Source organism: Kribbella orskensis (assembly GCF_004342085.1).
GTDB lineage: Bacteria > Actinomycetota > Actinomycetes > Propionibacteriales > Kribbellaceae > Kribbella > Kribbella orskensis.
Genome location: NZ_SLWM01000001.1, coordinates 489,508 through 503,243 on the forward strand (window position 1 = coordinate 489,508; position 13,736 = coordinate 503,243).

The window sequence follows — 13,736 nt, forward strand, 5'->3', positions numbered from 1 at the left end:
AAAACTCTACTCAGCTGGTGCGGCGCCGGCCGCACCTCTTCTTGGAGGACCCTTGCGATCGCTCAGTGAGCGCGCCAGTTTCTGGACAGCCGGCGCGGTGGTCGCGCTGGCGCTGTGGACCAGTGCGTGCCCGACGATGATCTATCCGCTCTACCAGACCGACTGGGACGTCACCTCGACGACCGTGGCCTGGATCTTCGCCGCCTACCCGATCGCGCTGATCCCGGTTCTCGTCGTCTTCGGTGACCTTTCCGACCACATCGGCCGACGGGCGGCGATGCTGCTGGGCCTGGCCGCTGAAGTCGTCGGCGTACTGCTGTTCGTCCTGGCCCGGGACGTCACCTGGCTTCTGGTAGGCCGTGCCTTCATGGGGCTCGGGGTCGGCCTGTCACTCAGTCCGGCGAGTGTGGCGATGGTCGAGTTCAGCGCCCCGGGGGCCGAGAAGCGGGCCGGCGCGATCGGCACCGCCGTCTCCGCGTTCGGTATCGGACTCGCGATGCTGGTCGGCGGTGGACTGTCGCAGTACGCGCCGTACCCGCTCCGGCTGACCTTCGTCGTCCTCGCGCTGGTGATCCTGGTCGTCGCCTTCTTCGCCCTGGGACTGCCGCGGCACACGCCGAACGAGACCAGATCAAGCTGGCGGGTCCGCGCGATCGTCATTCCGCGCGGCAGCCGGGGGATCTTCGCGGCCGGCTCGATCGCGTTCGCCTCGTCTTTCGTGCTCGGCTCGCTGGTCCTCCCGCTCGGCGCCAAGATCGCTCACCAGCTCGCGGGCTCGGACAACGCCCTGGTCACCGGCGCGCTACTGTCGGTGTTCGCGATCTCGATCGCGGTCACCGCGTTGCTCGCCAAGCGGCTGGACAGCTGGACGGCCGTGATGCTCGGTGCCGTGTTCTCGGCCGGCGCGGTGTGGTTGTTCGTCGTCACCGGGACGACGCACTCCATCGTGGTCTTCTTCCTCGCCTCGGCCTGCGCCGGTATCGGCTACTCCTTCGACTTCGCCGGCGGGCTGACCATCCTGAACAGGTACGCCGCCCCGCACCACCGCGCGAGCATGGTGTCAGGCGGCTACCTCATCGGCTACATCTCCCAGGGCATCGGCGCTCCGGCGCTCGGTGCGATCGTCACGACCAGCGGACTGATGGCCGGGCTGCTCACCGGAGCGATCGCGTTCAGCGTGGTGTTCGGTGTCTCGCTGGTCGGTGCCTTGATTGTCAGCAGGTCCCTGCGCAAGGCCGCTCCGCAGGAACGCGTCCCCGAGATGGCCTCCACCGGCTGAGTCACGACGACCCATCGCTTCCCATCTGACCGCCTTCCCTTCTCCGAGTGGCTGGCCGAGCACAAGTCGGAGATCGCGGTCTGACGAGCTGGATCTAGGGCGCGGCCAGAGTCAGGTGGACCGACGAGCCGGTGGGCAGGTTGGGGTGGATGGTGAGCCTGCCGCCGGCCGCTTCGGCGCAGCGGCGGGCGATGTCCAGCCCGAGTCCGGTGGAGCCGCGGTCGCTCCGGCCGCGCTCACCGGCCCCCAGCGGGATGCCGGGCCCTTCGTCGGCGACCGCGATCAGTACGCCGTCGCTGCCGCCGACGGGTTGCCTGGTCAGGATGATCCGCGCGGACGTCCCGTCGGGGGTGTGGGCGACCACGTTCTCCACCAGGGCGTCCAGCGCTGCGCCGAGATCCTCCGCCGACGACCTCACCATCGCCGGCGGGGTCGGCAGATCCAGGACGAGTTCGCGGCCCTGGTCCTCGAACAGCGGCTCCCAGAACGCGGCCCGCTGCCGGGTCACGTCGACCGCGTCGCAGTGCGGCACCCGGCCCTCGCGCTGAGGCCGTCTCGCCGCGCTGATGACCGCGGTCAGTGTCCGCTCGAGGCTGTTCACCTGGGTGTTGAGCTCCTCGGCCCGTTCCCGGTCAGGTAGCGCCTCGACCTGGAGGCGGAGTGCCGTCAGCGGAGTACGGAGCCGGTGGCTGAGATCCGCGACCGCCTCGCGTTCGACTGCGATCACCTCGTCGATGCGATCCGCCAGACCGTTGAGCGCGGCACCTACTTTCGCGACCTCCGCGGGACCACTCGTCGGGGCTCTCGCGTCGACGTCACCCTTCGCCAGGCGTTCCGCAGTACGGGCGGTTTCTTCCAGTGGGCGAGCCAGGCGGCGGGAGACAAGTTCGGCGCCGAGGATGCTGAGGAGCAGGACCAGCAGGCTGCCAGCGAGCAGGAGGAGGATGCGCGGCAGGAGTCCGTCGTACAACTGCTCGGAGGTGAGGAACAGGCAGACCGACGCCGGCCCGTTGTGGGTGTCGACGTCGATCTCCGTCGCGACCCCGCCGGCCACCGTGCGCGTCGACGGGTCCGAGATCTTCGGCGGCCCCTTCCGGTCGTCGCCGTCATCGTCGCCGTGATCACCCGGAACCGGCTTCGGCGCCGCGACGCCACCGGGAGGCGGGTCGCCCAGCGTCGTACCGTCGGCCATCAGGACCGAGATCCGGCCCGCGACGTCGCTCTTGACGCCCTCGATGTACGCCGTGACGTCGGCGGCCGTGTGGTTCCTGTCGCCGACGTAGTACGCCACGTTCTTGGCGGTGTAGCTCGCGGCCTCGAGCGAGTCGTCCTCGGCCGCGTTCCGCAGCAGGATGGTGAGCGGTACGGCGAACGCCAGCACCACCAGCGTCGTCATGCCCACGGAGAGCAGCAGGATCCGGCGGCGCATGGTCAGGCGCCTGGTTCCGGCGGGGCGAGCTTCACGCCGACCCCGCGCACGCTGTGCAGGAACCGCGGCTCAGCGGCGGTCTCGCCGAGCTTGCGGCGCAACCAGGACAGGTGCACGTCGACGGTCCGGTCGCCGCCTCCCCACGGCAGACCCCACACCTCGGCGAGCAGTTCGCGCTTGGTGACGACGGCTCCCGCGCGCCGCGACAACGCGAGCAGCAGGTCGAACTCCTTGCGGGTCAGGTCGACCGGATCGCCGTCGACGGTGACCTCGCGGCTGCGCGGGTCGATCTCCAGCGCGCCCAGGCTGAGCACGGACTCGCCCTGCTGGTCGGGACCACGACGACGGAGTACGGCCCGGATCCTGGCGTCGATCTGCGCTGAGCTGAACGGCTTGATCACGTAGTCGTCGGCGCCGGCGTCGAGCAGTTTCACCACACTGGCGTCGTCGTCGCGGGCCGTCGCCACGATGACCGGGATATCGCTGACGGCGCGGACCATGGCGAGCACGTCGCGACCGTCGAGGTCGGGCAGGCCGAGATCGAGCAGCATCACGTCGGGCTTCTCGCGAGCCACCGCCGCAACCCCTTCGGCTCCACTGGCCAGTGGCGTGACGACGTGGCCGGCGGCCGTGAGCGACTTGCTCAGCGACGTCCGGATCGCGTCATCATCCTCAACCAGGAGCACCCGCACCATGCCTCTGAGCGTAGACGGTCCTCCCCAGACCGCCCCTGATTCAGGCAGGCGCCGGTTTGGGCGCCTTCAGGCCGGTACTGCGCAACTCCAGGTCGGCGAGTTGGGCGATGACGGTGGTGTCGCCCTGACGCCAGGCCCCGACCGGGTCGTCGGAGATCTTGGCAAGCCGGTGCATCGGCTGGTTCGCCATCGCCCGGAGCGCGAACAGGTCGAGGTCGGCCGCGTTGTCGATGAACTTCTGCGCGGCGGTCGCCCGCCGGGAGAACCGGATCCGGCGTGGCAGCCAGATCAGCAGCGCGAACAGTACGGGCAGCCCGATCGTCACGGCGGCCAGGAGATACGCCAACTGCTCGACCGCGTGCGCCTGGTCCCGCCCGGCCTGTGCCAGCCGTGCCGCCGCGCCGGCCGCACCGTCGATCGGCCCCCGCAACTCGTCACCGACGGCCGGCACCTTCCCGACCGGCTCGGACAGCTTCCGCAGATCCCCCGCCAGACCGTCTCCGGCCTCGGCCGCCTTGCGCCCCGGATATCCCAGCGCGTTGGTGATCTTGAAGACGGTCAGACCCAGCGCAGTACAGAACGCGATCCAGGCGACCAGCATCAGATCCCCGAACATCTGCCCCACCCGCTGCACACCCACACTCGAGTAGAGCGTCACCAGCAATCCTTTCGTCGACTACCCCTCTAGTGCCCCGCGGGGCAAAGGCGACACTACTGACCGACGCGGTGCCGAGGGGTTACCGTGATGCGTGTTCGCGATCGAGGTAGATGCCGTCTTCGACGGTGAGCGTTGCTCCGGCGAGGGTGCCGTCGTGATCGTCGACGACGGACGCATCGCAGGCGTCGAGCCCCGCGGTACTGCGCTGTCGTGCGAGGTGACGCGCTTTGAGGGCGCCACGCTGTTGCCGGGACTGATCGACACGCACGTACACCTGTGTTGTGACAGCGGACCCGGCGCACTCGACCGGATCCCCAACTTCAGCGACGCCGAGCTCGTCACCGTCATCGAGAACTCCCTGAAAGCGCAACTGGCCAGCGGGGTCACCGCGGTGCGCGATCTGGGCGACCGTTCCTTTGCCGTCGTGGACTGGCGGTCTGGCGACAGTTCGTTCCCGACTGTGGTCGCGAGTGGGCCGCCGATCACGATTCCGCAGGGACACTGCTGGAACATGGGCGGCGCCGTCCGCGGTACCGGCGAGCTCCGCCGAGCGGTCGCCGAACGTGCCGAGCGCGGCGCGGACCTTGTGAAGATCATGGCCAGCGGCGGCGCCAACACCCCTGGGACCGACCCGGCCGTGGTCCAGTTCAGCGCCGAGGAAATCCTTGTGGTCGTTGACGAATCCCACGCCCGCGGCCTCCCCGTCACGGCCCACGCCCACTCCCTGGAGTCCATCAAGAACTCCCTCAGCGCCGGCGTGGACAGCATCGAACACTGCTCCTTCATCACCGCTGACGGCGTCGACCTGGACGAGTCGGTGGTCGACGATCTGATCACCTCCCGTACGACGGTCTGCCCGACCCTGGGAATCGTCCCGGGCGCGAACCCACCTCCCGCGGTACTGGAGATGCTCCGCCGTACGGGCACGACCTACGAAGCCCGCACCAACCTCTTCGCGGGTCTTCACGAATCCGGGGTGCGCCTGGTCTCCGGCTCCGACGGCGGTATCAACCCCGGCAAAGCCCACGGCATCCTCCCCGAAGCAGTAATCGGCCTGGTCCAGGGCGGCGTCTCCCCCGAGGCCGCCCTCACCACAGCCACCTCCACAGCCGCCACCACCTGCGGCCTCACCAACAAGGGCCGGGTCCTCGCCGGTTTCGACGCCGACCTCCTGCTCATCCAAGGCAACCCCACCACCGACATAACCCGCCTCCGCACCCCCCAAGCCCTTTACCTACAGGGAAACCGCGTGAACCTGTAGCCAGCCACTGGCTGGGCCGCCGGGCCCGTCTCGGGATCAGGCTGGGTCTGTCGGAGGGCGTCGTTAGGGTGGCGGGGTGGTTGAGATTCCGTTCTTGTTGCCGCTGGGGTATCACCGGGCTGTGCTGTCGCACGTGCGCCGGGTGGACGAGCGTGCGTGGGAGGCGTTGCGGCCGGCGGCAGTCGACGATCCTGGGCTGAACGAGACCTTGCTGAGGAACACCTACCGGCTCGAGGCGGGTGGTCATCCGGCGTTGCACGAGGCGGGTCGTCGGGCGGCCGAGGCGTTGGGGCTCGAGGTGGAGGTCGAGTTCTTCCAGGCGCAGGGAGCTGGACAGCCCAACGCGTCACTGCTGCACCAGAGCGAGAAGGCGGTGATCCTGTTCGAGGGTCCGCTGCTCGACAGGTTGACGCCCGACGAGCTTGCGGCAGTCTGCGGCCACGAGTTGGCGCATCGCCTGCTCTGGACCATCGACGACGGCGCCTATCTCGCCGTCGACCGGTTGCTCGACGCCGCGGCGGGTGACGCGCGGACACCCGCGCAGTACCTGGAGACCCATCGCCGGTGGGTGATGGCGTCGGAGTTGTTCGCCGATCGCGGCGCGCTCAACTCCTGTGGAGACCTCAGTACTACGGTCCGCGCGCTCCTCAAGGTGCAGACCGGGTTGTCCGGCGTGGACCCCGAGGCCTATCTGCGGCAGGCCGGCGAGCTCGACCTCAGCACGGGCAGCCGCGGCACCACTCACCCCGAAGGTGTCGCCCGCGCCTGGGCCCTGCAGAACTGGATCGCCGGCGAGGACGTCGAGGTGCTCCTGACCGGTCCGCTCGACGTGGATGCACCCGATCTGCTGGACGCGGTGCTTCTGCGCGAGCTGAGCATGGATTTCGCCGCGCACGTCGCCCAGACAGAAGGCCTGCGCTCGGACACCGTCGCCACGTATGCGGCCGGGTTCGCCGATCCGCCCGGGCCTCTCGGCGTACCGGGTGGTGCGGTGCCGCGGTTCGACGAGCCGCTGGCGATCCGGCCGGTGGACGGCGCACCGATCCCCCGGCCGCGGGCGTTGACCGCCGCCACGAAGCAGTACCTCTGCTATCTCCTGCTGGATCTCGCGACGGCCGATCCCGATGCCGGAGACGAAGGGCTGATCGCGTCCCTGCGACTCGCCCGCCGCGCCGGACTCACGCCGTACGACGATCTGGCGGACGACGAGCTCGGGTGGAGCGACAAGCGCCGCGCGGAGCTGGCCGCGGCCGCGGACGGGGTGATCCAGTGAAGGATCTCGTCGCCCTCGCGGTTTCCCAAGGTGGTCTCGGCAACGACGCGTTGCTGGCGGCCGTGCTGCCGCTGTTCCACGCGACCGCGGAGGTGCACGAGCGCGGCCTGGTCGCTCCGCTGCGTGGGCTGGACCACATCACGGTCGACGAGCAGACGCGGCTCGGGTTCGCGCCGGAAGACGCGTCCAGGCCGGTGCTGGCGCCCGACCAGATCTCAACCAGGGAAGGGCATCGGGCCTCCGCGGTCGAGGTGGTCGCGCACCGCCAGGTCGAGACCGATCTCGGCGAGAGCGGCGGCCGGCGCCGGCTCCAGGTCACCGAACCGGTGCCCGAGGCAATCACCGCGCCCGTGCTCGTGCCCGGCTGGCAGAGCTGGGAGCATGTCGTCGGCCATCACGACCCGCTGACCGACATCTTCAGCCTCGGCCAGCTCCTGATCGCGCTCGGCTGCGGCCTGGACCTGTCCCGCCCGGAGGACGTCGCCCGGCTGATCGGGGCCCGAGGCAACCTTTACACCCTGACCAGCACGCTGCACCCGGTGATCGTCTCGGTCGCGGCGCAGATGGCCGAGCCGGACCGGCACCACCGGGCGCAGGACCTCCGCTCGCTGATCGAGCAGCTCGACGACTACCGCGACCAGCCGCTCGACTTCGACGTCGCCGCGATCACCCGCGGTACGGCGGACCGGCGCGCGGCCGTGCTGAAAGCCCTGCGGGACAGGCTGTTCGACCTCTCCCGGCGCAACCGGCTGGTCAACTTCCGGCACACCGCGCAGACGCTCAACCTCACCGAGGTGTCGGTCCCGCTGATGCTCGACGTGCGCAACATCCGCCCCGAGCAGCTGTTCACCTGGAACGCGGAGCTCGCAGCGCGACTGGTCGACGGCAAGGCGCAAACCCTCGGGAAGTGGATCCGGTACGACGAAGCGCCGTACGCCGCGTCCTCGCTGGACAAGCTGATCTCGACGGCCCGGCGGGACCGCGCGGAGTACGGGCAGGATCAGTTGCGGCTGGTTCCGGCGTTCCTGCGCTGGCACGACCTGAAGAACGACCCGGCCACCCGACTGTCGTCTCCCCTGGTGCTGGTGAAGGTCGAGCTCGCCAAGAAGCGCGGCGTCCGCGACTCCTACACCCTGCGGATCACCGCCCCGGTCGCCGAGGTGAACCCGACGCTGCGGCATCACCTCCACCAGCTGTACGGGATCAACCTGCCGGACAAGGTGGATCTGGCCGAGCCGGACGCGCTCGGCGTACTGCATGAGCGGTTGCGCGCCGAGTTGCAGGCGTCGGAGCCCGGGCTGCAGTTGCACCTGCGGGAGAAGCCGCGGATCGACCTGGTCCGGCAGCGGGCGATGGTGAAGCTGCGGAACTACCGGCGGCGGCAGCACGGGAACACGGCGAACGAGTTCGGCGGGCGGCACTACGCGTACTCCTACCAGCGGCCCGACTACCAGCCGCTCGGGGTGCAGATCTTCCGCAACCAGCTCGCCGTACAGGACCTGCCGCTGAGCATCGTGCTGGGCGAGCCGCGGCGGCCCGGGGCGATCGAGACGGACACCTACACGCTGAAGACGGGCGATGACGGCAGCCCGTACTCGTGGGATGTCGACCTGTGTGCCGTGGCCCTGGCCAACTTCAACTACCGCACGCTCGGCCTCGTCCGGGACTACGACGAACTGCTCGACACCGGCCGGTCGTGTCAGTCCTTCGACCAGTTGTTCTCGGACCAGCCGCGACCGATCAGCAGCGAACCGCCTGAGCTGCCGACCGCGGAGAGACACCTCGTCGTACCGGCGGACGGCTCGCAGGTCGCGGCGGTCGCGCGGGCGCAGCGAGGCGAGAGCTTCGTGATCCAGGGTCCGCCGGGGACGGGTAAGTCTCAGACGATCACCAACATGATCGCGGACTTCGTCGCCCGCGGGCAGCGGGTGCTGTTCGTCTGCCAGAAGCGAGCGGCGCTCGACGTCGTGCACGCGCGGCTGGCGAGCCGCCGGCTCGATGGGCTGTGCACGCTGATCCACGACTCGCAGGCGGACAAGAAGTCTTTCGTCCACGGGCTGCGCGAGACGTACGAGGCGTGGCTGGCCGCGGAGGACGACCTCGACGAACTGACCGTACGCCGGGACACGCTCGTGGCGCGGGTGGATCGCCTGCTCGCGACGGTCGGGCAGTTCGAGACGCAACTGGCCGGTGATTCGCCGAGCCTCCGTGCGGTGGTGAACCAACTGGCCGAGCTGCGGGATCACCAGTGGGGTTCTGAGCTGGCGCCTCTCGAGCGTCGGCTCATTCCATCGCCTGGCGACTGGTGGACCGCGCGCGAGACTGTGACCGGGTTGGCCAAGGTGCTGGCTGAGGCGGATCCGTCGAGCAATGGGTTGTTGGCGCGGAGTCCTCTTGGTCTCGTCTCCTCTGAGGTGTGGGTGGCGCCAGGAGCGGACACCGAGATCCCGGTTGCCGCTAGTCGCGCTCGCGATGGCTGGACAGCGGTCGCGAATGCCTTGGCTGAAGCCGATCCGTCAACCTACGCTGAGACCTGGGGAGCGCTGGGGCTGGACGAGGTTCGGCGGCTGGGTGAGCTCGGGGTGGTGATGCAGCCGCTGTCCGAGAGAGGGATGGGTGCTGCTCTCCAACCTGGGTCGGCTGCCGCGCAGCGGTTGCAGGCCGCGGCGGGCGACCACGAAGCTTTGGTCGCGGCAGCGAGCTCCGCCTGGGCCGACGCCGATGGCTGGTCCGAGCCGCTCGCGCCCAGGGATGCGCGGGCCGCGCTGACCGTTGCCCAGGGCAAAGAAGGCGGGTTGCTGTCGTTCCTGAGCGGTGACTGGCGGCGGGTAAAGACGCTGGTGCGATCACGCTTCGACGCCTCGGGCTGGGACATTCGCCCTTCGGTGACAGAGATCCTGACCACCTTGGTCGCCGCGCAGGACGCGTCCGCCGCGGTCCAGCAGAACGCCGAGAAGGCCAAGCGAGATTGGGGTTCGCCGGATCCGGTCGACCTGGCCCACCGGATTCGCGCGCTGGAGCAAGATCCTTCGCTCGCTGACTGGCGTTCGCGGCTGGCCGAGGATCCGAAGGTGGCTGCTGCGCTGGTTCGGGTTGCCGCCGTGCTGGATTCCGCCGACGCCGCCACTCGCGGGTTCCTCAGTGACGACTACGCCCGCCTGACGCTGGCCGGAGTACAGGCTGCTGCCGGGGCCTTGGCGTCGGCGGGATTGGTGTCGGCGATTCAGCAGGTGATCCCGGCGATGCGTGCGTTGGCCGAGACGCCGGCGTCGGTGCAGGCCGCTGTCCGCGGGTTGGAAGCGACGCCGGAGCAGCTCGAGTACGCGGTCTGCGCGTTGCACTGGGAGCGGGCGCGGGCGGCGGCGCCGTTGCTGACCGAGCTCACCTCCGCGCGGCTCGACTCGATCGTCGGCGAACTGAGCCTCGTGTACGACGAACTGACCACGGTGAACGCGGAGGTCGTGGTCGCCGGAGTGCGGCGGCGGTTCCTGACCGAGCTCGCGCACTCCGAGCTGAGTGTCACCGGGATGTCGCCGGAGGACCGGGCCCGCAAGAAGAACTTCAGCACCGGCCGACGCGAGCTGGAACACGAGTTCGGCAAGGTGATGCGCTACAAGTCGATCCGCGATCTCGCCTCGGGTGCGCCCGGCGAGGTGGTGTCGTTGCTGCGGCCGGTCTGGCTGATGAGCCCGTCGTCGGTGTCGGACACGTTGCCGCTCGACACCGCCTTCGACGTGGTGATCTACGACGAGGCGAGCCAGATCCCCATCGAGGAAGCGATCCCCGCGTTGCATCGCGCTCCGCAGGTGATCGTCGTCGGCGACCAGATGCAGTTGCCGCCGACGCAGTACTTCCGGGTCAGCACGCCGACGGTGGACCCGGACGACGACGAGGCCGAGCAGGTCGGCATCGCCCTGACCGACGACAGCTTCCTCGCAATCAGTGCCCTTCGGCTTGCGTCGACCATGCTCACCTGGCACTACCGCAGCCGCTCCGAGGCGCTGATTTCCTTCAGCAACGCGGCCTTCTACCAAGGTCGGCTCGCCACCATCCCCGATCGCCTGCCGGCTGCCAGTGCACAACCGTGGGCAGTCCGCTCGGTGCCGCAGGACGAGGTACCGGCGCTGGATCCGGGGTCAGCTGGGTACGGCGGTGTGGTGGACGGAGTGCTGGCCGGCAGCATCACGTCGGTGCGAGTGGTGGACGGGATCTATGTACGGCGGACGAACCCGGCGGAGGCGAGCTGGATCGCCGGGCTGGTGCGAGAACTGCTCTACCGCGACACCGGCAAGAGCCTCGGGATCGTCGCGTTCTCCGAGGCCCAGCAGGGTGAGATCGAGCGTGCGCTGGACGCCCTGGCGGAGGCGGACCCGGACTTCGGCGCGCGGTACGAGGCCGAGCAGGTGCGGACCCGCGACGAGCAGGACGCCGGGCTGTTCGTGAAGAACCTCGAGAACGTCCAGGGCGACGAGCGCGACATCGTCATCATGAGCGTGTGTTACGCCGCCGGACCCGACGGCCGGATGCTGATGAACTTCGGCCCGATCAACACCGCCGGCGGCGAGAAGCGGCTGAACGTCATCTTCAGCCGCGCCCGCCAGCACATGGTGATCGTCTCCAGCATCGAGCCCGACGCGATCACCAACACCTACAACGACGGCGCCAACACCCTGCGCCGCTTCCTCACCTACGCCGACGCCGTCTCCCAAGGCAACCCGGAGGCGACGCGTGCCGCCCTCAACCCCTACACCACGACCCGCCGCTCCCCGACCAAGACCACAACCGGCCAGTCCAGCACGCGGGCGGCGGCTCGGGGCGGCCCGGCCGCGCCAGCGGGTGGTCCAGCGGCAGACGCGGGTGGTGCCGCGGTAGTGGAGCAGTTGGCGGAGGCGTTGCGGCAGCGTGGCGTGGAGGTGGAGACGTCCGTCGGGGAATCGGTGTTCCGATGTGACCTCGCGTTGCGTCGTCCAGGCGACGTCGGCCATCGGCTCGCAGTACTGGTGGACACACCGGAGCGGGTGGCCGCCGACTCCCTGCTGGAGCGGCTGAGCACCCACCCGCGAGCACTCACCACCGGCGGCTGGCGAGTCCACCACGTCCTGACCACCGACTGGACCCGCACCCCAGACGCCGTCCTGACCCGCCTCCTCGACACGCTCGACCGCCCCACCGACAGCTGAAGTACCCCGGCACCTGCCCAGCCGGACGCCACCGCGTGGCCTTCTCTGCACTTCGAGACCGGGTGCTGGGCTCGTGACGCGTCTGTTCTGTCAGGACACGTCTTCGAGCACTCGGATGCCGCAGAATTCGGTGTGGAAGTGGCCGGTCAGAGCTCGGATCACCGTGGCGTGGCAGACGGCGATGAAGGGCTCAGAGTGGCCGGTGGCTTGTCTCCGTAGTGCCGCGCGTGCTCGGCCGCGTACGGAGGAGAGAGGTTCCCAGCGGCGGGTCTCGCCGGACGGCCACTCGCCCTCGCACTGTTCGAAGTCGCTGCTGAGGGCCTGGACGTCGCTGAGTGACCGCCAGGACAGCGTGGAGTCCGGCAGCCACTCGCGGAGGTCGATCTCGACGGCCGAGAGCGGGAGGTGGGTCTCTGCGGCGATGAGACTCGCTGTTTGCAGTGCCCGAGTCATTGGAGAGGCCACGATGCGGTGGGCCCCCACCTGTCGAAGGTCTCGGCCGGCGGCCTTGGCCTGCTCGATGCCCTTGGCTGTGAGTGGTGCCCAGTCGCGGGCGGGACCACGCCAGCCTTCTGCGTCGATCTGGGGGAAGCCGGGTTCGCCGTGGCGAACGAGGAAGACGGTGGGCATGCCTGCATTGATATCGCATGAGGGCGCGTCGGCAGCTGACCAACCACGCTGTCGGGCTATCGGGACTGCGGTCACCTCGCGGGGACCTTGAACAGGTCATTGCCTGTCCGAGGTCCCCAGTTGGTGTTCAAGGTCCCCACTCAGCGGACCCAGCTACCCCAGTCCGGCGTCGGGGATTGGGGGTGGGCAGCGGGTCAGAGGGTGGTGCGGAGGTCCCAGAGGAGGGGGTAGTAGCGGAGGTCCAGGCGGCTGCGGAGGTAGCCGGCGCCGGAGGAGCCGCCGGTGCCTGGCTTGGTGCCGATCATGCGCTCGACCATGACGACGTGACGCGCGCGCCAGGAGGCGGCCAGTTCGTCGTGCTGGAGCAGGGCCTCGGCCAGTTCCCAGATCGCGGCGTGCTGGCCGCGATCCCCCGCGACGGTCTGCAAAGCCTTGCGGAGATCGTCCTCGGAGGCCGTGGAAAAGCCGGCCTTCTCGACCACGGCGAGGAACGCGTCCCACAGGGTCGGCTCGGACAGGCGGCGCTCGAGCCGGGCCTTCTCCGCCTCGGTCAGCCCACGGAACCGCTTCACGAACGACGGGTCCTTGGCACCGGAGAGGAACTCGATCTCCCGGAACTGCACCGACTGGAACCCGCTGGCCGGTGACAACCGGTGCCGGAACTCGCCGAAGTCCTGCGGCGTCATCGTCTCCAGGATGTCGACCTGCTGGGTCAGCGTCCGCTCGATCGTGTGCACCCGGCGGAGCAGATGCTGCGCCAGCCAGACCTCGCCGCTCAGCATCGCGTCCCGGGAGGCGGTCATCTCGTGCAGGACCTGCTGGAACCACAGTTCGTACACCTGGTGGATGGTGATGAACAGCAGTTCGTCGTGCGCCGGCGGGTCGGACTCCAGCCGCTGCTGGTCGAGCAACTCCCCCAGCCGCAGGTAGCTGCCGTACGTAAGCCGACCGCCTTCCTCACCGAAGTGCACGTCGACCCCGTCCCAGCGGCCGGTTACCGCATCACCGCTGGGCTGAACCCCATCTGTCTCGCTCGCGCTGCTCACGCGCCGAGGATAACCGCCACTACATCCAGTCACGGGCGTTCCACAGACCAACACCAGGTCAGCAGGCCGGCGATGGTGTGACCGCGATGACAGTCACTCGTTAGTTGATCGGTAAAGGACAGCCCGAACCGAGGAGCGCCGTGTCCGTCATGATCGACACCCAGACTCTGCCCGACCGCACCCCGATGGACCAGTACGGCCTCCGCTGGTACGGCCCGATCGACAAGCTCGACGCCGCTCGCCAGCACAGCGCCCTCGACCTGATGAACGCCACTCCCTGAAGCG

The 13,736-nt window shown here is 69.2% G+C and carries 10 protein-coding genes; 5 read left to right on the top strand and 5 right to left on the bottom strand.

Translation table 11 applies throughout. The features are described 5' to 3' along the window. Window positions 1-52 precede the first annotated feature (52 nt). Window positions 53-1,279 carry an MFS transporter gene (locus EV644_RS02465; protein ID WP_132187156.1) on the top strand — a complete coding sequence of 409 codons (1,227 nt, stop codon included), beginning with the start codon at window positions 53-55 and terminating at the stop codon, window positions 1,277-1,279. A gap of 94 nt (window positions 1,280-1,373) precedes the next feature. On the opposite strand, the gene EV644_RS02470 is transcribed toward EV644_RS02465, so the two are convergent. From EV644_RS02470 to EV644_RS02480, 3 genes are read right to left on the bottom strand one after another with little or no spacing between them, the layout of a single operon-like run. After that, on the bottom strand, window positions 1,374-2,708 hold the full coding sequence (locus tag EV644_RS02470) for a HAMP domain-containing sensor histidine kinase (RefSeq protein ID WP_132187155.1): 1,335 nt from the start codon (window positions 2,706-2,708) through the stop codon (window positions 1,374-1,376). Window positions 2,709-2,710: 2 nt separating this feature from the next. Next, window positions 2,711-3,403 carry a response regulator transcription factor gene (locus EV644_RS02475; protein WP_132187154.1) on the bottom strand — a complete coding sequence of 231 codons (693 nt, stop codon included), beginning with the start codon at window positions 3,401-3,403 and terminating at the stop codon, window positions 2,711-2,713. Window positions 3,404-3,443: 40 nt separating this feature from the next. Then, window positions 3,444-4,061 (bottom strand): hypothetical protein, encoded by a 618-nt coding sequence (locus EV644_RS02480; protein WP_132187153.1) that lies wholly within the window; start codon window positions 4,059-4,061, stop codon window positions 3,444-3,446. Between the two features lie 91 nt (window positions 4,062-4,152). Between EV644_RS02480 and EV644_RS02485 the strand changes: the two genes are divergently transcribed. The 3 genes from EV644_RS02485 to EV644_RS02495 all read left to right on the top strand — a co-directional run bounded on the left by EV644_RS02485 (window position 4,153) and on the right by EV644_RS02495 (window position 11,775). Beyond that, window positions 4,153-5,322, top strand: a complete 1,170-nt coding sequence (locus tag EV644_RS02485) for an amidohydrolase family protein (protein WP_132187152.1) — start codon at window positions 4,153-4,155, stop codon at window positions 5,320-5,322. A 76-nt stretch (window positions 5,323-5,398) separates the two neighbouring features. After that, window positions 5,399-6,595, top strand: a complete 1,197-nt coding sequence (locus tag EV644_RS02490) for a M48 family metalloprotease (protein WP_132187151.1) — start codon at window positions 5,399-5,401, stop codon at window positions 6,593-6,595. Continuing rightward, window positions 6,592-11,775, top strand: a complete 5,184-nt coding sequence (locus tag EV644_RS02495) for an AAA domain-containing protein (protein ID WP_132187150.1) — start codon at window positions 6,592-6,594, stop codon at window positions 11,773-11,775. Before EV644_RS02490 ends, EV644_RS02495 begins: the two co-directional genes overlap by 4 nt. A gap of 90 nt (window positions 11,776-11,865) precedes the next feature. Here the strand turns inward: EV644_RS02495 and EV644_RS02500 are convergent, their stop codons facing one another. Together EV644_RS02500 and EV644_RS02505 are read right to left on the bottom strand one after the other, a co-directional pair. Next, a complete protein-coding gene (locus EV644_RS02500) occupies window positions 11,866-12,405 on the bottom strand; it encodes a histidine phosphatase family protein (protein ID WP_132187149.1) in 540 nt (179 codons plus the stop codon). Window positions 12,406-12,599: 194 nt separating this feature from the next. Then, window positions 12,600-13,451, bottom strand: coding sequence for a tryptophan 2,3-dioxygenase (locus EV644_RS02505; protein ID WP_132187148.1), 852 nt, complete (start codon window positions 13,449-13,451; stop codon window positions 12,600-12,602). Window positions 13,452-13,591: 140 nt separating this feature from the next. On the opposite strand from EV644_RS02505, the gene EV644_RS44360 reads away from it, so the two are divergent. Continuing rightward, window positions 13,592-13,732 (top strand): hypothetical protein, encoded by a 141-nt coding sequence (locus EV644_RS44360; protein WP_158292721.1) that lies wholly within the window; start codon window positions 13,592-13,594, stop codon window positions 13,730-13,732. Window positions 13,733-13,736: the final 4 nt, after the last annotated feature.